This is a genomic window from Flavobacteriaceae bacterium (assembly GCA_014075215.1).
Lineage (GTDB): Bacteria > Bacteroidota > Bacteroidia > Flavobacteriales > Flavobacteriaceae > Polaribacter.
In genome coordinates this window covers 2,276,115-2,295,976 of record CP046177.1, presented here as the reverse complement: position 1 = coordinate 2,295,976, position 19,862 = coordinate 2,276,115, and the positions used below count along the sequence as shown (strand labels likewise).

General features: G+C 34.0%; 20 protein-coding genes and 1 pseudogene. 16 read left to right on the top strand and 5 right to left on the bottom strand.

All coding sequences use genetic code 11. The annotated features are described in order from the left end of the window. Positions 1 to 109 precede the first annotated feature (109 nt). Genes GKR88_11215 through GKR88_11205 form a run of 3 tightly spaced genes read left to right on the top strand, consistent with a single transcriptional unit; the run spans position 110 to position 2,443 of the window. Positions 110 to 481, top strand: coding sequence for a hypothetical protein (locus GKR88_11215; GenBank protein ID QMU64798.1), 372 nt, complete (start codon positions 110 to 112; stop codon positions 479 to 481). 15 nt (positions 482 to 496) lie between these two features. Further along, positions 497 to 1,648, top strand: coding sequence for a S8 family serine peptidase (locus GKR88_11210; protein QMU64797.1), 1,152 nt, complete (start codon positions 497 to 499; stop codon positions 1,646 to 1,648). A 6-nt stretch (positions 1,649 to 1,654) separates the two neighbouring features. Then, positions 1,655 to 2,443, top strand: coding sequence for a hypothetical protein (locus tag GKR88_11205; protein QMU64796.1), 789 nt, complete (start codon positions 1,655 to 1,657; stop codon positions 2,441 to 2,443). Between the two features lie 231 nt (positions 2,444 to 2,674). Here GKR88_11205 and GKR88_11200 read toward each other — a convergent pair whose 3' ends face one another. Then, positions 2,675 to 4,861 carry a RecQ family ATP-dependent DNA helicase gene (locus GKR88_11200; protein ID QMU64795.1) on the bottom strand — a complete coding sequence of 729 codons (2,187 nt, stop codon included), beginning with the start codon at positions 4,859 to 4,861 and terminating at the stop codon, positions 2,675 to 2,677. A 174-nt stretch (positions 4,862 to 5,035) separates the two neighbouring features. On the opposite strand from GKR88_11200, the gene GKR88_11195 reads away from it, so the two are divergent. The 4 genes and pseudogenes from GKR88_11195 to lptB all read left to right on the top strand — a co-directional run bounded on the left by GKR88_11195 (position 5,036) and on the right by lptB (position 7,936). Continuing rightward, the gene (locus tag GKR88_11195) at positions 5,036 to 5,959 is read left to right on the top strand and encodes a KpsF/GutQ family sugar-phosphate isomerase (GenBank protein ID QMU66697.1); all 924 of its coding nucleotides are present in this window, start codon (positions 5,036 to 5,038) and stop codon (positions 5,957 to 5,959) included. Beyond that, entirely contained in the window at positions 5,960 to 6,772 is an 813-nt protein-coding gene (gene tatC / locus GKR88_11190; protein QMU64794.1) for a twin-arginine translocase subunit TatC, read from the top strand. Beyond that, positions 6,765 to 7,113 (top strand): annotated as a pseudogene (locus tag GKR88_11185) (carboxymuconolactone decarboxylase family protein). The gene tatC and the pseudogene GKR88_11185 overlap by 8 nt, the downstream one beginning before the upstream one ends. An 88-nt stretch (positions 7,114 to 7,201) precedes the next feature. Beyond that, positions 7,202 to 7,936 (top strand): LPS export ABC transporter ATP-binding protein, encoded by a 735-nt coding sequence (gene lptB / locus GKR88_11180; GenBank protein ID QMU64793.1) that lies wholly within the window; start codon positions 7,202 to 7,204, stop codon positions 7,934 to 7,936. Between the two features lie 99 nt (positions 7,937 to 8,035). On the opposite strand, the gene GKR88_11175 is transcribed toward lptB, so the two are convergent. Further along, a complete protein-coding gene (locus GKR88_11175; GenBank protein ID QMU66696.1) occupies positions 8,036 to 8,767 on the bottom strand; it encodes a phosphatidylserine synthase in 732 nt (243 codons plus the stop codon). Positions 8,768 to 9,130: 363 nt separating this feature from the next. On the opposite strand from GKR88_11175, the gene GKR88_11170 reads away from it, so the two are divergent. The 8 genes from GKR88_11170 to GKR88_11135 all read left to right on the top strand — a co-directional run bounded on the left by GKR88_11170 (position 9,131) and on the right by GKR88_11135 (position 15,923). After that, positions 9,131 to 9,343 (top strand): hypothetical protein, encoded by a 213-nt coding sequence (locus tag GKR88_11170; GenBank protein ID QMU64792.1) that lies wholly within the window; start codon positions 9,131 to 9,133, stop codon positions 9,341 to 9,343. 52 nt (positions 9,344 to 9,395) lie between these two features. Next, complete coding sequence (locus GKR88_11165; protein QMU64791.1) at positions 9,396 to 10,337, top strand: hypothetical protein; 942 nt, start codon at positions 9,396 to 9,398, stop codon at positions 10,335 to 10,337. Between the two features lie 55 nt (positions 10,338 to 10,392). Further along, positions 10,393 to 10,569, top strand: a complete 177-nt coding sequence (locus tag GKR88_11160; GenBank protein ID QMU64790.1) for a hypothetical protein — start codon at positions 10,393 to 10,395, stop codon at positions 10,567 to 10,569. Positions 10,570 to 10,727: 158 nt separating this feature from the next. Beyond that, positions 10,728 to 10,904 carry a hypothetical protein gene (locus tag GKR88_11155; protein ID QMU64789.1) on the top strand — a complete coding sequence of 59 codons (177 nt, stop codon included), beginning with the start codon at positions 10,728 to 10,730 and terminating at the stop codon, positions 10,902 to 10,904. Between the two features lie 332 nt (positions 10,905 to 11,236). Then, complete coding sequence (locus GKR88_11150) at positions 11,237 to 12,310, top strand: PorV/PorQ family protein (GenBank protein ID QMU64788.1); 1,074 nt, start codon at positions 11,237 to 11,239, stop codon at positions 12,308 to 12,310. A gap of 3 nt (positions 12,311 to 12,313) precedes the next feature. Beyond that, on the top strand, positions 12,314 to 13,483 hold the full coding sequence (locus tag GKR88_11145) for a DUF4105 domain-containing protein (GenBank protein ID QMU64787.1): 1,170 nt from the start codon (positions 12,314 to 12,316) through the stop codon (positions 13,481 to 13,483). A gap of 281 nt (positions 13,484 to 13,764) precedes the next feature. After that, positions 13,765 to 15,459, top strand: a complete 1,695-nt coding sequence (ftcD, locus tag GKR88_11140) for a glutamate formimidoyltransferase (protein QMU64786.1) — start codon at positions 13,765 to 13,767, stop codon at positions 15,457 to 15,459. Positions 15,460 to 15,461: 2 nt separating this feature from the next. Further along, complete coding sequence (locus GKR88_11135) at positions 15,462 to 15,923, top strand: GNAT family N-acetyltransferase (GenBank protein QMU64785.1); 462 nt, start codon at positions 15,462 to 15,464, stop codon at positions 15,921 to 15,923. A gap of 56 nt (positions 15,924 to 15,979) precedes the next feature. On the opposite strand, the gene GKR88_11130 is transcribed toward GKR88_11135, so the two are convergent. Continuing rightward, positions 15,980 to 16,264 carry a hypothetical protein gene (locus GKR88_11130; protein ID QMU64784.1) on the bottom strand — a complete coding sequence of 95 codons (285 nt, stop codon included), beginning with the start codon at positions 16,262 to 16,264 and terminating at the stop codon, positions 15,980 to 15,982. Between the two features lie 9 nt (positions 16,265 to 16,273). Beyond that, positions 16,274 to 17,434 (bottom strand): proline dehydrogenase, encoded by a 1,161-nt coding sequence (locus GKR88_11125; protein ID QMU64783.1) that lies wholly within the window; start codon positions 17,432 to 17,434, stop codon positions 16,274 to 16,276. Positions 17,435 to 17,723: 289 nt separating this feature from the next. Between GKR88_11125 and aroB the strand changes: the two genes are divergently transcribed. Continuing rightward, entirely contained in the window at positions 17,724 to 18,785 is a 1,062-nt protein-coding gene (gene aroB / locus GKR88_11120; protein QMU66695.1) for a 3-dehydroquinate synthase, read from the top strand. Positions 18,786 to 18,829: 44 nt separating this feature from the next. On the opposite strand, the gene GKR88_11115 is transcribed toward aroB, so the two are convergent. Continuing rightward, positions 18,830 to 19,861 carry an endonuclease gene (locus tag GKR88_11115; GenBank protein ID QMU64782.1) on the bottom strand — a complete coding sequence of 344 codons (1,032 nt, stop codon included), beginning with the start codon at positions 19,859 to 19,861 and terminating at the stop codon, positions 18,830 to 18,832. Between the last annotated feature and the right edge of the window lies 1 nt (position 19,862).

The following is a 19,862-nucleotide window of genomic DNA, read 5'->3' as shown; positions in this document are numbered from 1 at the left end:
TTTACAGCAGTGATTTGACAGAGATATCCCGAATTAAAATTTACCTATTTGTAGGGATACAATCGAAATGACATGTACCATAGATTTGAGTATTCAAAACTCATATTATATGGAACATTTAACAATTCAAACATTTTTAGTAAGTTTTTTAGGAGCTACAGGGCAAGAAGTCCTTCACTGGTATAATCTAAGATTAGAACTTGATGACAGTATCGTGTTAGATAAATCAAAAACGTACTGGCTGATTGTATTTATTTCTACCGTCTTTTTTGGATTAACTACCATTTACATTGATGATTTCATCATATTAAATGTAAATCTTGGTGATCATGCCAAGCTTTTTATAACCGCTTTATTTTACCCTATTGTCATAAAAAAAATACTGCAAGTGGTTACAAAAACAATTCAAAGAAGCAGAGAGGGTAACATCACTACAAAAACCGGTAATCAAAATTTTACACTAACTACCTATTTTAAATAATTTAAAACATATCACATGAAAAAAACAATAACAGTATGCCTTAGCGAAAACGCCGAGGTTAAAAACAATTTCAATACGATTGGAGTTAAGAGTGGCGCATTTAAAAGAGAACTAAAACTTGAACCTTTTTTACAACGTAAAAAAGATAAAAACAGGTCATTTATTGCTTCTTATGAAACCATGAATCCGGAGGAAAGAAAGCTATACAGATTGTACAAATTAGAAGTTGACACATCTGAATTGGAAGCGGTTAAAAATCAGCTTAGTACAAATCCGGACGTGGATTTTTTCGAAGTCAGTAAAACCATTGAAACAAAATACTCTCCAAACGACCCTTCCTATCCAAAACTATATGGATTACAAAAAATTGAATGCGAGGATGCCTGGAATATATCAAAAGGAGACGGTATTACCGTTGCTGTAATTGATACGGGAGTGGATTACAACCATCCGGATATCAAAAACAATATGTGGCAAAAAAACGGAAGTTACGGATATGATTTCTCCAGCAATAACAATGATCCTATGGATTATAGCGGACACGGAACTCATGTTGCGGGAACCATAGGAGCCATAGCAAATAACAACCTCGGCATTGCAGGGGTGTCTCCAAAGGTGAAAATTATGGCTGTAAAAATTTTCCCTTATCGTGATGATAATCCGGATAGTATTGTAAAGGCTTTAAAATATGCTGCAGATAACGGAGCAAAAATCCTGAATAATAGCTGGGGGTTTACCGAGCGAACTCCTTCTTCTCCGACTATTGAAGCAGCCATCGATTATGTACACGCTAAGGGAGGTATCTGTGTATTTGCTGCCGGCAATGAAAACGATAATGTAAAATACTATTCTCCTGCTAATTATAAAAATACCATTTCGGTAGGTGCTACGGACAAAAATGATGATAAGCCCCGTTTTTCTAATTTCGGAAAAGGCATCACTGTATATGCCCCCGGAAAAGACATATTATCTTTAGAAAGAGGCACAAACGGATATGCTTATAAAGACGGGACATCTATGGCAACTCCACATGTTTCCGGAGCATTGGCACTAAATTTAGCCATACACTCGTATAAAAACCTCAACCATCTGAAACACGATTTAAAAACAAAATCAGATATCGTAAATAACAGACTCAGATTAAATTGTAATAAACTTTTAAAATAGAAAATCATGAAATTCAAATTTATAATAACCGTACTATTAACAATACTGTCTTATAATATAAGTGTAAGTCAAAATAAAAAAGATTTGGGAAAAATATACAGCTATGAAAATAAAAAAGTAATGATAGGTTTTGCTAAAAAAACAAAAACCAGTATCACTAAAAAATGTCAAAAAAAGATAGGCCCTAAAAATATTGCAAGCTTTATTGTTGCTCATTTGGTCTTACCATATGTTTTCAATAATATTTCCAAATTATTTTACAATCCGAACAAATATGTTAAAGAGCACTCTGATTCTTATCCGCTTTTTAAAGAAAATGCAATTGAACATATTGACAATATAAGGTGCTTACAATATAAAAAAACGAATGGCAATAAAGAATCTCTTGTCATAAATCTTACGTTGAAAGATTTTAAGAATAACAAGAATTTTAAAATAGTACATTTTGAAAGCTTAGCATATAACTATACTAATGTAAAATTGAAAAATAATCATCATCATGTAAATGTTGTGGTAGAATTATTCCTTGAGTATTACAATAGTTTAGGAGAACTTAAAACTTTTACATTAGGTACATTTAATTTTAATAATATGATTCCCGATGCAAAAAACAATTCAAAAGATTTAGAAGATATTTTTACTTTTGTCCCCACTATCAATCCTATTAAGTCCATTCACATAAAAGTAACCGAGGTAAATGCGAGAAAAAAAGATTGGGATACTTGGTTAGAATTGTATAATAAGCATAAAGATAAAATCCAGTCGTCAGTTTTAGAGACTATTTCTTTGGATTAAACTCAGGAGACCTTTGCCGTTGTTAGTGATATATTGTGTATTTGAATTGATTTGACTTCAAATTTCTTCCTTCTCTAAAATTTTATGCCAATTATTATTTGAAATTATTGTAATAAATGGTATAGATAACAAACTTATAAAGTGTCTTCAATATTTTCCTGGAGACGCTTTATTATTATAGTTTAAAAGTTCAAAATTTGTACGGTCAACTCTTAAATAAATCAGAAAGTATTAATTGGCTACTTCGCTAATAAATTTAATACGCATGAGTCGCAGTTCTTCCTCTTCATAATCGCCACCAAATTCGTCTAAAGCATTCTGAATTTTGTCATTCTCTGCCTCCATAAAATAGTTGTAGATTTCTTCTTGTTGATCTTCATCCAAAAGCTCATCCAAAATATAGTTTATATTCAATTTTGTACCGGAATAAATGATAACTTCCATCTCTTTAATTAATTCCTCCATCTCCAATCCTTTTGCTTTTGCTATATCAATTAAAGGCAATTTTCTATCTGTATTTTGAATAATATATAATTTTAGTCCTGAATTTACACCCGTACTTTTCACAATTAAATCATCCGGACGAATGATATCATTTTCTTCTACATATTTGGAGATCAACCGTATAAACTCCTCTCCGAATTTACGGGCTTTCCCTTCTCCAACTCCGTGTACTGTGGCCATTTCTTCTGTAGTAATTGGATATTTTAACGTCATATCATCTAAAGAAGGATTCTGAAAAACTGCATAAGGAGGGACACCCTGCTTCACTGCAATTTTTTTACGCAAATCTCTTAACATCTTTATGAGATGTTCGTCAGTGCTAATCATTGTTGCTTTCGTATTTGTAATAATCTCTGATGACGTATCTTCCTCTAAGTAAATATGATCTTCGGTCATCATAAAAGATTGGGGGGTTATTATAAATTTTTTTCCTATATCCGTTAGTTTAATAACACCATATTGCTCAATTTCTTTTTTAATTAGATTGGCAACTAATATTTGTCTTAACAAAGCCATCCAATATGAACCACTTTTATCTTTTCCTATCCCAAAAAAATCTTGTAAATATGTTTTGTGAGAGTTTAACATAGCATTTTCCTTTCCTGTTAGTGTGTTTACAATTTCCTTTGGCTTGTATTTTTCTTTAGTATCTCTTATAATACATAGTAATTTTACGACATCATTCTTTGCTTCATGCTCTTTTTTAGGGTTTTTACTGTTATCATCCATATCGGCACCCTCTCCGTTTTTTTCGTCAAACTCCTCTCCGAAATAATGTAATAAATACTTACGCCTACTCATGGAAGTTTCCGCATAACCCACAACTTCCTGTAATAAAGCATGTCCTATTTCTTGTTCGGCTACAGGTTTTCCAGCCATAAATTTCTCTAATTTTTCAATGTCTTTATACGCATAAAAAGCCAAACAATAACCTTCCCCTCCATCTCGTCCGGCTCTTCCGGTTTCCTGATAATAACTTTCCAAACTTTTTGGCATATCATAGTGTATAACATACCGGACATCCGGTTTGTCTATACCCATTCCAAAAGCAATAGTTGCTACTACAACATCACAATTTTCCATTAAAAACATATCCTGATGTTTTATTCGTGTTTTAGCATCTAAGCCGGCATGATATGGTACGGCTCTAATTCCGTTTACTTGTAGTACCTGGGCAATTTCTTCTACTTTTTTTCTACTCAAACAATAAATAATCCCGGATTTATTTTTGCGTTGTTTTACAAAACGGATCATATCTTTTTCAACCTCTTTTGTTTTCGGTCGTACTTCATAAAATAAATTTGCCCTGTTAAATGAAGCTTTAAATGTTTTGGCATTCGTAATACCTAATGTTTTTAAAATATCTTCCTGAACTTTTTCCTTAGCAGTAGCTGTTAAACCAATAACCGAAACATTATCAATTTGTTTAATAATATTTCGTAAATTCCTATATTCGGGTCTGAAATCATGCCCCCATTCGGAAATACAATGTGCTTCATCTATAGCTACAAAAGATATTTTTTCGGATCGTAAGAACGTAACATATTCTTCTTTAATCAGAGATTCCGGCGCCACATATAATAATTTGGTTATTCCTGCCGAAATGTCGCTTTTTACCTTGGCAATTTCAGTTTTATTTAATGAAGAATTTAATACGTGAGCTATTCCCTTATTTTCGGAAATACCTCTAATGGCATCCACCTGATTTTTCATTAAGGCAATTAAAGGGGAAACCACAATAGCAGTGCCCTCTTTCATTAAAGCAGGTAACTGATAACAAAGAGATTTACCTCCTCCGGTAGGCATCACCACAAAAGTATTATTGTTATTAATAATGCTTTTAATGACCTCTTCTTGCAGCCCCTTGAACTGATTAAAGCCAAAAAACTTTTTTAAGGGGCTATATAAATCCATTACATATCATTTTTTACCTTAAGATAACTAAAAACAAATATTTGAGTTCTATATTTTTTTATAGTAATTTTGTTCCACTTGGTTAACTAAAGATATAACTTTTTTTACTGTTAAAAACATCAATTATTGAAAAATTTAAAAAATAGTATTGTCGTAGCTAAAGAAACAATACTTATGGAGGGCAATGCAATTTCAAATCTCGTAAACTTTGTCGATGAAAATTTTGAAAAAGCGGTTGCATGTATCTTAGCATCTAAAGGCAGGATCATTGTTACTGGTATAGGTAAAAGTGCTAATATTGCAGCAAAAATTGTGGCAACATTTAATTCAACCGGAACTCCATCTATATTTATGCATGCTGCCGATGCAATTCACGGGGATTTGGGAATGATACAAAATGATGACATGGTGGTTTGTATTTCCAAAAGTGGAAATACAGCAGAAATAAAAGTCTTAATTCCGCTGATAAAAAATTCAAAAAATAAGATCATAGCAATTACAGGGAATAGCGACTCATTTTTGGCAAATCATGCGGATTTCATACTGAATTCCTATGTAGAAAAAGAAGCCTGCCCAAATAACTTAACTCCAACAACAAGCACAACTGCTCAGTTGGTCATAGGTGATGCGTTGGCAGTATGCTTACTAAAATTAAGAGCATTCTCAAAGGATGATTTTGCAAAATACCATCCGGGAGGAGCATTAGGTAAACGTCTGTATTTAAAGGTTTCGGATGTAATCAAGCAAAATCAGCTACCGAAAGTTAATGAAACCTGTACGGTTGCAAAAGTGATTGTTGAAATAACAGAAAAAAGATTGGGAGCAACCGCCGTTTTATCTGAAAACGGGAAAATTTCCGGAATTATTACAGACGGAGATATTAGAAGAATGCTGGCTACACAACCTGATATTACAAATGTAAAGGCCAAAGATATTATGGGGCGAAACCCAAAGATCATTTCTTGCGAAGCTATGGCCATAGCGGCTTTAGAAACGATGGAGAGTAATAATATCTCGCAAATTTTAATTACAGACTCGTATGGAAATTATACAGGAGTTATTCATTTACACGATTTAATCAAAGAAGGAATATTTTAAATGTCAAATCAAGGAAAAGAAATGTCATTTTTGACTCACTTAGAGGAACTAAGATGGCATCTGGTACGAAGTTTTTTAGCGATTATCATTGTGGCTGCGGTTATTTTTATTTTTAAAGAAACCATATATGATGATTTTTTATTAGCACACAGAGATGCCAATTTTTTAACCTATAGAGCTTTTTGTAACTTTTTTTCCATCCTTGGGTCCGAAAGCGGGTTTTGTACTATTACTTTTAAAGATAAATTACAAGTACTAAAAGTTACCCAACAATTTATGAATGCCATCTGGGTTTCTTTTGTTTTAGGTCTTATTTTTTCATTTCCCTATGTGCTATGGGAAATATGGAGGTTTATAGCTCCGGGATTACATGAAAATGAAATCAAAAAATCCAGAGGGTTTATATTCATTGCCTCACTGCTTTTTTTTATAGGTGTTTTATTTAGTTACTATGTAATTCTACCTATGTCGGTATATTTCTTTTATAATTTTCAAATTACAAGCTCAGTAGAAAATCAAATTACTTTGCAATCACATATTGGATTGGTAACCAACACTTTACTGGGAGTAGCCATTATGTTTGAACTCCCGGTAATTATCTATTTTTTATCCAAAATAGGTTTGATTACCCCTGAATTTCTAAAAAGATATAGAAAACATGCTTTGGTTTTGGTCTTAATATTGTCGGCTATTATTACACCTCCGGATGTAGCAAGTCAAATCATTGTATCCATTCCCATTTTGATACTCTATGAAGTGAGTATAAAAGTATCCAAAAGAGTGATTAAAAATCAAGAAAAGAAATATGACTGATAAAGTAGTTGAATTTAACGCATATCGTCAAAAGATGAATGGTAAAAATCCTCAATGGCGATCACAAAATCCTTAAAAGAATTTTTAACTTAGATACCAATGCCTATAAAGAAGGGCATTTATCTGTAAAAACTAAAGAATTACCTGGTCTGGTTGTCTCTGCAGTTTTGCGTTGTGATGACTGCATTGCTTACCATCTCGAAACCTCATACAAATCAGGAGTTACCAAAGAAGAAATGATGGAAACCATGTCCATAGCAACATTAGTCGGAGGTACTATTGTAATTCCGCATCTGAGAAGAGCGGTAGAATTTTGGGAAGCTTTGGAAAGCGCTAATTGAAAAACCATATAATTAAGAGCTTTTTAAGATTTGAAAAAATGTAATTGACTATTTTTACCCCTGTTATAGTAATGAATTTCATATACAAATGATTTTAAGAGTTGAGAATATTCAAAAAATGTATGGCCGCAGAAAAGTGGTGAAAGACATTTCTTTAGAAGTTCAACAAGGTGAAATTACCGGTTTGTTGGGCCCCAACGGTGCGGGAAAAACAACTTCTTTTTACATAATCGTAGGAATGATAAGGCCTAATGGGGGAAATATTTTTTTAAATAATGAAAATATTACCGAATATCCAATGCACAAACGTGCGCAGAAAGGAATTGGATATTTAGCCCAGGAAGCCTCTGTTTTTAGAAAATTATCCGTAGAAGAGAATATTTTATCTGTCTTACAATTTACCAAGCTTACTCAAAAAGAGCAACACGTAAAATTGGAATCTTTGATCGAAGAGTTTAATATCGGACATGTTCGTAAGAACCGTGGCGATTTGCTCTCCGGAGGAGAAAGGCGTAGAACAGAAATTGCCAGATGTTTGGCCTCTGATCCGAGTTTTATACTCTTAGACGAACCTTTTGCCGGTGTAGATCCCATTGCCGTAGAAGACATACAAAGTATTGTAGCACATCTGAAACATCGGAACATAGGCATTTTGATTACAGATCATGATGTACAAGCCACCCTGGCGATTACCGATAAAACGTATTTGATGTTTGAAGGAGGTATCTTAAAAGAAGGAACCCCAAAAGAATTAGCTGATGATAAGTTGGTTCGCAAAGTATATTTGGGAAAAGGTTTCGAGTTAAAAGAAAAGGTTTTCTAATTTTCAAACGTTCCTATGTGCCAAAGAACACTGGAAAGATCGTGTAAAAAATCATTTCCATTGCCAGCTCTGCTCGAAAGTGTAACTCCAAACTTCACTTTAACTCCATTTTAAGTTATCTATAATCGACAAGAAAATATAAATCAAAATAATCAGAGGAATAGCCATATAACCCACCGTTAATAACAGCACTGCTGAAACCAAAATTAACAGGTACTTAAAAATATTCTCTTCCCACTTAAAGTTTTTAAATTTTAAAGAGAACATATCCATTCCGGAGTTCATTAAATAGCTAAATACAAGCGTAATTCCAATTAAAACATAGTTATTTGTAACTAATTCTTTTAGAAAAAGAATATCCGTATACTTTTGAATTAATGGCAAAGAAACTACAAACAAACTCATTGCAGGCGTAGGCAAACCGGTAAAGGATCCGGAGGGTTTCACATCTACATTAAATTTTGCCAATCGATAACATGCAGATAATGTCAATATAAGTCCTATTAATCTTATATCCTTATAAAAATTACTGACATCCAATTCAAGATGGTATCCATCTCCTTCCGGAAGGTTCATTCCCAGTAAACAAAACATCACAATTCCGGGAACAACACCACTGGTAACCATATCGGAAAGCGAATCCAGATACCTCCCTAATGTCCCCTGAATTTTTAACACCCGGGCCAAGAGCCCGTCTAAAAAATCAAAAATAATTCCTAAAAAGACAGCTATTGCTGCATTGACAAAATCGTATTGCGCAGTAAAAATAAGCGCAATTGTACCACACAAAAGATTGCCAAGCGTAAACAAATTGGGAATATATTTTTTAATGCTCATAGTTTTCAAATGTACCGCAAAAATAGTAAATCCTATGACTACCTTTTTAAAATCCTGTTTTTTTAGCATATTTGTTTTATCTTATCAAGATTTCTAAAAACCGGCTTCGTATGAAGAACAGCAAAAACTTTAAGGAAAAACAAAGAGTAAAATATTCCACAGGTGTCGTCGTTACTATATTTAAAATAAAGCATACCTGATAATGAAGTAGTTGCGTATTGTAGCTATTCATAATAAAAAATGGTTTTTAATAATATTCTTAATTGTAAAATGCCAATCATAATCTCTGATTGGGTGCATAACATTTTGTCGCGAAATAGTTATTTTTAAGGATTAACTTTTAAAAGCGACACCATTATGATTAGCGAAGAGGAATTTTTAGCCCAAGCCAAGAAGCGTTATCAAGCGATAGCAAAATTATCAAACATAAAGAGTTACTATGATTACGAAAAGACTTTTGATCAAATATGGACGGACTATGGTCGAGAGGTTTTAGAGAGAAGTATAAGCGAACCATCTAAAGACAGGCGTAAAAAAAAACTTATCACGTTACGGAAAGATAGAGATTAACAACACTCATCCCTTTAGTGAAAAAGTCAATGGATTTAAGATAAGTCCCTATATGCAAGACAAAATGATTTATATTGGTCAAAACGATTGTTATGGAGATGGTCATGAAGTTTTATCGAATCTTCTAGGTGTTTCAGTCAATGCGATGCAGCTTTACAGAGTCACAGACTTTTATGGTGGTTTATTAGAGCAAGAAAAAGTATTGGAGGTTGATGCCGTTGAACCTGATATTCTTAAGGTAGATAACCAAGAGTGCATATATGCTATGGTCGATGGGTCGATGCTTTTCACTCGGGAAGAGGCTTGGAAAGAAGTAAAATTAGGCAGAATTTTTAAACAGAGTAGCTGTATGGACATATCAAATAAACGTGGATGGATACGCCATTCGTTGTATGAAGCATATTTAGGCAAAGCTGATAAGTTTACAGATAGAATGGATAGATACTTAGGCTGTTACAGGAGTATTGATAAGCGACTGATTTTTGTTGGTGATGGTGCTAGATGGATATGGAAATGGGTAGATCAACATTACCCTTTTGCCACACAAATATTGGATTGGTATCATGCTTTAGAACATTTACACGATTTTGCTAAGGTTTGTCTCTCTAATCAAGAGTCATATAACAGTTGGGTTGGTCAACAGGAGCAACTACTAAAAAACAGTCAAGTAAATCAAGTCATTGAGAATATCAAAAACTTAGAATTGACAAAGCAAAATCAACGTAAACAACAAAGCCAACTTATCACATATTATACCGAAAATAGGTCGCGTATGGACTATCAGCAATATCAAAATACAGGAGCAGGTATTATAGGATCTGGAGCCATAGAAGCAGCTAACAGGGAGGTTGTTCAAAAAAGAATGAAACTCTCTGGACAACGTTGGTCTAAAATTGGAGCTCAAAATATGCTCACATTAAGAACAACTAAACTGAGTGATAAATGGAACAAAGTAGTTAACCTAATCTGTACTGAGAAAAATAAAGCTGCTTAAAACGACAAAATGTTATGCACCCTCTCTGATTTTAAGCCTTCTCTACCTTTTAGAAATGGGTATTTTAGTACCTTATAATGATTTTATATATCTGGATTTTTCTTTTGTAGGTGCTGATACCTTGGTGATATTGATTCATGGGCTGAAGGGTAGCTCCGAATCGGCATATATGATTGCTGCCACAGCTAAATTCAATAGAGCGGGACTAGAGATACTGTCTGTGTTAATCTAAGAGGGTGTAGCGGAACAGATAATCTATTGTTGCCTACTTATCATAGTGGAAAAACCGATGACCTGGATTTTATAATACACTATATATCAAATTAATATACGTATCAAAAAATAGCGATTGCCGGTTATGGCTTAGGAGGCAATCTCGTACTTAAATACATGGGAGAATATACCTATAAAATGTCTGACAAAATAAAAGTAGCCATTGCAATCTCTGCTCCGGTAGATTTAGCCTCTTGCGGAAAAGAAATGAGCAAACCAAAGAATAAGATATATGAAAGCATTTTTGAAAACACTGCGGTTGAAAGTCTGACAGAAAAGTCAAAAGTTTCCTGAATATCGATTAGATAAAAAAGCATTATACAAAGTCAGAACTTTTAAAGACTTTGATACGCTTTATACTGCTCCGGTTTTTGGTTTTAAAAGTGCTAAAGATTACTGTGGAAAAGCCAGTTCAAAACCCTATATCCCTTCCTTTTATTAAAAAGCACTCACTTAATCCGGATGATGCATTTATACTAAAAAAAAATCTATCATAATTTCAACCTTTATTACAAAGTTCTAATTTGCAATCCGGGCGAAAGTTTTTATAAATAAGACAATATCTATAAGAAACAGAAGTTTAATCAAATATATATTCGGATATTTGTTTTTGATTCTAATCTTATATGTTCGGAAATAAATTACTTGTTCTTCTTCTTGCATTGCCAGTGCTTATTCATGCACAAGTTTTTCGTAATTATTCTAATGAATTTCTGAATATTGGCGTAGATGCGGCCGCCCTTGGGATGAGTAAATCTGTTGTGGCTACTACTAACGATGTGAATGCTATCTATTGGAACCCCGCAGGCTTGGTAAATATTGAAGATTATCAAGGTTCATTGATGCATGCTTCTTATTTTGCAGGCATTGCCAATTATAACTATGCTGCTTTTGCAATACCTATAGATAGAGATAGTGCTCTGGGGTTTTCCATTATCCGTTTCGGTGTCGATGATATTTTAAATACTACCGAATTAATCGATAGCCAGGGAAATATAGATTACAATAGAATTAGTTTATTTTCTGCCGTGGACTACGCTTTTAATATTGCATACGCAAGAAACCTCATTTTTAAAGATGTACATATAGGCGGGAGCGCAAAAATAGTGCGAAGAATTATCGGTAATTTTGCCTCTTCCTGGGGAATTGGTTTGGATGCCGGTATCCAATTTGAAAGAAATCATTGGAGTGTAGGATTAATGGTAAGGGATATTACCACTACTTTTAATGTATGGAATATTGATGAGGCAGAATTTGCCAAAATCCAAAATGCTATTCCCGGGCAAAATCAGGAATTACCGGAAACAACAGAAATTACAAAACCAAAAGTCCAGTTTGGTGTGGCAAAGAAATTTCGTATCGGGCGGTTTTTTAACTTGCTTTCCGAAATTGATCTCAATATGCGTTTTTCACAAACGAACGATCTGATTTCTACAAGTTTTGTCAGTATAGACCCTGCAATAGGCTTTCAACTGGATTTTGATGATTTTGTTTTTTTAAGAGCAGGTGTTGGTAATTTTCAGAATACAACGGAATTTAACGGTCAAAAATCTTTGTCTTTACAACCCAACTTTGGCGTTGGTTTTATATATAACGGTATTCAAGTTGATTATGCACTTACAAATATAGGCAGTGTTGGTAATGCATTATTCTCTAATATATTTTCCATAAAACTGGACTATAGCTTTTTTAGACGTTAATTTATGAGAAAGCGATTACTTCTACTTCCATTTATCCTCTTTTTTCATTCTTCATACACGCAATATTTAAAACTATCTGTTTATGCTGAAGTGAGTATTATTACCGTAGGAGCCGGAGAAAATTTATATGAAGTTTTTGGGCATAGCACTATTAGAATCAAAGACCCTGTTCTCAATTTTGACATTGCATATAATTATGGCGTTTTTGATTTCAACGCTCCTGATTTCTATTCCAATTTTGCCAAAGGAAAATTAGTTTATTTTTTAGCCAGATATCATTTTCAAACATTTTTAGATGGTTACAAGGCAGACAAACGCTGGATTAAAGAACAAATATTAGACCTTACTCAAGAGCAAAAGCAAGCATTTTTTGAATACTTGGAACACAATGCAAGGCCTGAAAATGCTTCTTATTTATACGATCCGTATTTCAATAATTGCGCTACGAAATTAAGAGATATAACAAAATCCATTCTGAAAGACAACGTTACTTTTTACAAAGCCTATACATCCGATAAAACATTAAGACAACTCATGAATGATGAGTTGTACTGGAATACCTGGGGAAGTTTTGGGATCCATTTGGCATTGGGGACTAAACTCGATAAAATAGCCACTCCGACTGAGTATTTATACCTGCCGGATTTTGTATTTCTAGCCTTTGAAAAAGGAAAAATTAAGATCAACGGGGAAGAAAAACCATTGGTAAAAAAACAAAATGACCTTCTGATTTTTGACGAGCCTGTACAAAAATTCAGTAGTACTAGTCCCCTGATCATTTTTTCTGTTTTTTTGTTAGTAGGATGGTATATCACTTTTAGAGATAAAAAAAGTGGTAAAAGGTCAAAGAAGTTTGATTTTATACTCTTTTTTACAACCGGTGTTATAGGCATAGGAATTGTTTTTTTATGGTTTTTCACCAATCATTACACCACACCAAATAATTTCAATATGCTATGGGCATTTGCCCCTAACCTGTTAGTGGCATTCTACCTGCTTAAAAATGAAGTAAAGGGATATCTGAAAAAATACGTGTACTTTATTTCCATACTGTTACTGATACTCATATTCTTCTGGACTACCGGAATCCAATTATTTTCAATAGCAGCGATTCCTTTATTACTTTTACTGGGGGTTCGGTATTTTTATTTACTCACTTATAAAGTACAGTAACATTTTTTTAAAAGTGAACTCATTTATCACTTGAAATTACTGTAATAAAAAAACATTTTGAATCCAGTTATTTATCTGCTACATTTACCATATTATAGAGGCCTTTGCAGAATTGATTTGGCAAAAAAGTTCGACGCCCGAAGAAAATTTTCAACCGGAATAACCTATTGGTTTTGAGGATTTAAAATTTTCGAGAAGGAAGAAATTTGAAGTCAAATCAATTCAAATACGGAATATATCATTATTTTGCAAAGGGCTCTTGTATATAATAATGATAAAGAATGAATAGACAATTAATAGAGTGCGTTCCCAATATTAGTGAAGGGCGTGACCAAACGAAAATAAATGCAATTGCCAATACGATTACAACCGTAGAAGGTGTTCAACTTCTGGATGTTGATCCCGGAAAAGCCACAAACAGAACTGTGATTACTCTCGTAGGTGAACCTGAAAAAGTAATTCAAGCTGCTTTTTTATTGATAAAAAAAGCGTCAAAATTAATAGATATGAGCAAGCACTCCGGGGCACACCCCAGGTTTGGTGCGGTAGATGTTTGTCCGCTCATTCCGATTGCAAATATAAGTATGGAAGAAACAGTTTCTTTTGCACACCGACTAGGTAAAAAAATTGGGGAGGAGTTAGGTATTAGCGGCTATTTTTATGAAAATGCCGCTATAAGAGAAGGGCGAAAGAATCTCGCTACGATCCGTTCCGGGGAGTACGAAGGTTTAAAAGAAAAACTATCCGACCCGAACTGGGCACCGGATTTTGGCCCTGCAAAATTCAGTAAAACGGTCATCTCTTATGGAGTTACGGCAATAGCTGCCCGCGATTTTTTAATTGCATACAATATCAATTTAAATACCACTTCTACCAGGCGTGCAAATGCCATTGCTTTTGATATCAGGGAAGCCGGACGAATAAAAAGAGAAGGACACCCGATTACCGGTAAAAAAGTATTGGGTAAAAACGGAGAACCCGTAAGGATTCCGGGAAAATTAAAAGCTGTAAAAGGAATCGGTTGGTATATCAAAGAATATGGCATCGCCCAGATTTCTTATAACCTTACCAATATAAGCATCACTGCAATGCATACGGCTTTTGACGAAACGGTTAAAGCCGCCACAAAAAGAGGTTTGCGTGTTACCGGTTCCGAATTAGTGGGTCTGGTACCACTACAGGCCATGATAGATGCAGCCAATTATTTTTTAACAAAACAGCAACGCTCTTTAGGTATTAATGAAAGTGAAAAAATAAAAATAGCGGTAAAATCGCTTGGGCTGGATGATTTAAAACCATTTCATCCGGATGAACGAATTATTGAGCATGTACTGTCTAAAAATGCGGATAAAAAACTGATTGATTACTCCGTAAAAGGGTTTGCAGAAGAAACGGCTTCCGAATCAATGGCTCCCGGCGGAGGGAGTATTGCTGCCTATGTAGGAGCGTTAGGAGTTTCTTTGGGAACAATGGTCGCTAACTTATCTGCGCATAAACCCGGCTGGGATGACAAGTGGGGATTTTATTCCCGATGGGCGGAAAAAGGACAGCAATATAAAAATGAACTGCTATTTCTTGTAGATGAAGATACCCGTGCTTTTAATAAGATTATAGATAGTTTTAGATTGCCTAAATCTACCCCTGAAGAACAAGAAGTAAGAAAGCAAGCGATAGAAGAAGCAACCAAATATGCTACTGAGATTCCGTTTAAAGTAATGAAAACAGCCTATAATTCCATGGAAGTAATGATGGCTATGGCAAAAGACGGATTGCAAAATTCCCTGTCTGATGCAGGTGTTGGTGCATTATGTGCAAGAACAGCCGTCATAGGGGCTTATTTTAATGTCAAAATCAATGCAAAAGATATAAAAGATAGAACATTTGCCGATCAAATACTTTCAGATGCAATAGCCGTTTATGAAAAAGCAATGACTTTGGAAACAGAAATGATAGCCATCATAAATACGAATATCTAACCATGTCAAGAATAGAGATCATTGACTACCAAGCTAAATACGCAGCAGATTTTTACAAATTAAACGTCGAATGGTTAGAAAGGTATTTTTATGTGGAACCGCATGACAAAGAGGTTCTGGAGAACCCGCAGCTCTATATTATCAACAATAACGGCTACATATTTTTTGCAAAACTCAATACTAAAATTGTGGGTACCGTAGCGCTTATTAATGAAAGTGAATGTTACGAATTAAGTAAAATGGCAGTCTCTCCAGAATATAGAGGGCAAAGAATAGGAGAACAACTCATGAACCACTGTATTCGTTTTTCCAAAGAACAAGGATGGAAAAAAATAATGCTCTACTCAAATAAGATGTTAACTCCGGCAATCAATTTGTATAAAAAAGCCGGGTTTAAAGAAGTAATGCTAGAAAAAGACATTTGGTATGAAAGAGCAAATATTAAAATGATTTTGGAGTTATGATACGGAACTTAACGTTCCAACTTTTACACTTTGCAACTTTCGCACTTGAAACTATATCAGACTTCATCCTCTCTAAATGCACTTGATAAAATATCCGGAATTAGTTTTATCAGAAGAGGAAGTAATAAAGCACCTCCGGGAAGCATAAAAACCGTAAAAGCAGGAACTGCTTTAAAAATATCCAGTAGTTGTTTTTTTATTTTTTCTTTCTCTTCTTCATTCAGGGTGGCATGTGTCGACTTTTTAATCAACGCCATTGCTTCTTTACTTTCCCTGAGTTCTTTTACTAATCTTTTTTTATTTTTTTGCAATAATTCTTTTATTTCATCTATGGAATTCATTGAGCTCACTTAAACTTTTCTGCGCTTTCGTTCTTCTTTAATTAAATTCAATTCTCTGTTAGTTTGCCCTGCTACGGAAGTATTTTCTTCTGCTCTTCGTATCAAATAGGGCATGACATTCCGTACAGGTCCATAAGGTACATATTTGGCAACATTATATCCTTCTTTAGCTAAATTGAAACTAATATGATCACTCATACCGTACAATTGACCAAACCATAATCTTTTATCTTCCGGTTTTATTTTATAAGCATGGGTCAGGTTTATCAGCAAATAAGAACTTTCCTCATTGTGTGTTCCTGCAAATAATGCCATTTTAGGATGCCTCATCATATACTGAAGTGCGTTGTCATAATTCTCGTCCGTTGCTTGCTTATTTGCGCAAATTGGAGACGGATAGCCTTTTTCTACAGCTCTTTCGCGTTCTTTTTCCATATAGGCACCCCGGACAATTTTTAAACCGAGATAGTAGTCTTTTGCTTTTGCCCGCTGATGTAATTTTTTTAGATAATCCATTCGGTCATAACGATACATTTGGAGCGTGCTAAATACAATGGCTTTGTCTTTATTATACGTTTCCATGAGTTCTTCTGCCAGATTGTCCGCGGCTCCCTGCACCCAGCTTTCTTCGGCATCAATTAAAACAGGAACGTCGTATTCTTTGGCTTTACTACAAATTTCCCGAAAGCGACTCACAACAGCTAACCATTCACTTTTTTCGTTATGAGTTAACGCTGTTTTTTCCGCTATTTTTTCATACAAAGCAAAACGTCCAACGGCTGTTGGTTTAAAAACAATAAAAGGTACGGGTGCTCTTCCTTTTGCAAACTCAATACTTTTTAACATCTTATTTTTAGCGCCATCGAACTGGGCCTCTTCTTCTCTACCCTCTACCGAATAATCCAGGACGGTATGCACTTGCCTTGAATACATTCGTTCTATATTCGGAATACAATCTTCTTCCGTAACTCCACCACAAAAGTGATCAAACACTGTAGACCTAATCAGCCCTTCTATCGGTAAATGTGCTTTGAGCGCAAAATTTGTAACGGCTGTTCCAATTCTAACCATTGGTTGATTTTGAATCATCTTAAACAGAAAATAAGCACGCTCCAATTCGGAATCAGATTTTAAACAAAAAGCTATTTCGGTATTGTCAAAAAGTTTCATTCTTTGATGTTAATCTTAAATTATTTGAATATCTGTTTAGATACCTGATACAGTTTGAAAGTTACAAAGTTTAAAGTTCGTTCAGCCTTTTTAAAACACTACAAAAACAACATTACTCTCTTGAGAAAAAAGTTAAAACGATATAAAAGAATAATCAGAACACTTTTTTAAATCTTTCAATCTTTTAATCCTAATATAAAGAACACAACCTGCTATGATTACAAAGGTACTTAGTCAGCGTGAATTATTCAATAATTTCTATTTAATTTGCGGGTATATATTAAAACAGATGAATACTATTCAAGCAAACACATACTCTATTCATTTTCAGAAAGATGGCTATCAAAAGCTAAATGCCTTGATGGTAAAAAACAACTACTCCTCCATTTTTATCCTGGCAGATGAAAACACCATCACTCATTGTTATCCGATATGCATTTCTTTTTTAAGGATAAATAAACAGATTGAAGTCATCGAGATAACATCCGGAGAAGAAAACAAAAACCTGAATACTTGTATGTATGTCTGGAATACGTTAAGTAAATCAGATGCAGATAGAAAAAGCTTATTGATTACACTTGGAGGGGGTGTTATTACCGATTTGGGCGGATTTGTTGCTGCTACTTTTAAAAGAGGTTTTGATTTTGTAAATATCCCAACTACTTTGTTGAGTATGGTAGATGCTTCCGTAGGTGGAAAAACAGGTGTTGATCTGGGAGTTTTAAAAAATCAAATAGGGGTATTTTCAAATCCTGAAATGGTCATTATTGATACTGAGTATTTAAATACGTTAGCAGCTCGGGAAATGACTTCGGGGTTGGCTGAAATTATCAAATATGGACTGACACATCATTATAAACTATTACAAGAGGTAAAAAATGTTAACATCTTAACAATAAATCAATTAATTTTTTCTTCTGTTAAGATCAAAAATGACATTGTTTTAAAAGATCCCAAAGAAAAAGGAGTTCGCAAAGTCTTAAATTTTGGACACACCATCGGACATGCAATTGAATCTTATTATCTGGAAAATCCGAACAAAGAAAAATTAACACATGGTGAAGCGATTGCTATCGGGATGATATGTGAATGTTATATCTCTTCCCGAATACTAAATTTTGATATGGAAAAAACTACATCCGTTAAAAACCTCATACGCTCTATTTTTGATAAAATACCTATTCTAAAAGAAGATTTTGATGCCATTCTTTCATTATTAAAGCACGATAAAAAAAACATCGCCGGGCAAGTGAATTTTGTTTTACTGAATGATTATGAAGATTTTCAACTGGATTGTAAGGTACCTAATAAACTGATTATTGAAAGTTTGGAATATTATAATGCAGTTTAAAGTTGGAAAGTTAAATAAAACGGTCAATTTTATTTAGACATTGACTACCTGAAACTTGAAACTTTCCAATTTACACGTGTCATAATAGGAAAATGATCGGAATACGGAACATTAAATGTTTTAAATTGACAAATACGAGCTGCTTTATCTGTCAGAATAAAATCTATGCGTAACGGGAAAAGGTAATCATAGGTTTTTCCAAATCCACTACCGGCCTCCATATAAGCATCTGACATAGCATCGGAAATTTTGTTATAGACCCAGGAAAAAGCAGTATTATTAAGGTCGCCACAAATGATCATTTTCCCTTTCCACATTTTTTTATGAATTGAAAAAATATGAGTCTGTTTCGCTTGTTTTAGAAATGTTTTTTTTATTCTTTGATATAACTTTTCAGAATTTTGTTGGCCAAAATGCTCTTTATTCGGGTTTACTTTTAGAGATTCCAAATGAATATTATATACCCTGACTGTGTCCTTATCGATAAGAATATCAATATATATACAGTCGTTCGCACTGTTTTCGAAATGTAAAGAACCGGAGTTCACTATAAGGTATTTGGAATAAATAGCCTGTCCAAATTTATTAGTAGGAGTTTTGAGTTTGATATATTCATACGGATACGAAAGCCGTACTTTCGGATGTACATAATATTCTTGCAATGCCAAAATATCCGGGTTTTGAGCATTGATAAAATCAAAAACACGCTGTGCTGTTTCATTTCTTTTTGCCCACCCAAAATGACTAAACCCTTTGGTATTATAACTCATTATTTTTATGTCTTCATCAATGGGAGTTTTCTTTCCTGATATAAGGAATAAAGAACCTATATAATTAGCTCCCAGTATTACGATAATGCACGATAAAAGAAACTGTTTTTTTAATCGGATCAACCAATAAATCGTAAAAAATATATTTGCAATGAGTAAAACAGGAATGGCGAGGCCTATGACAGCAAAAGAAGGGTAACGTATCGGTGATATACAAGGCGCAAAATAAGAAAATAACGTACAGAATGCCAGGACGATATTTAAAGCAAATAAGATCGTATGTATTTTTCCGGAGAAATGTTTCATC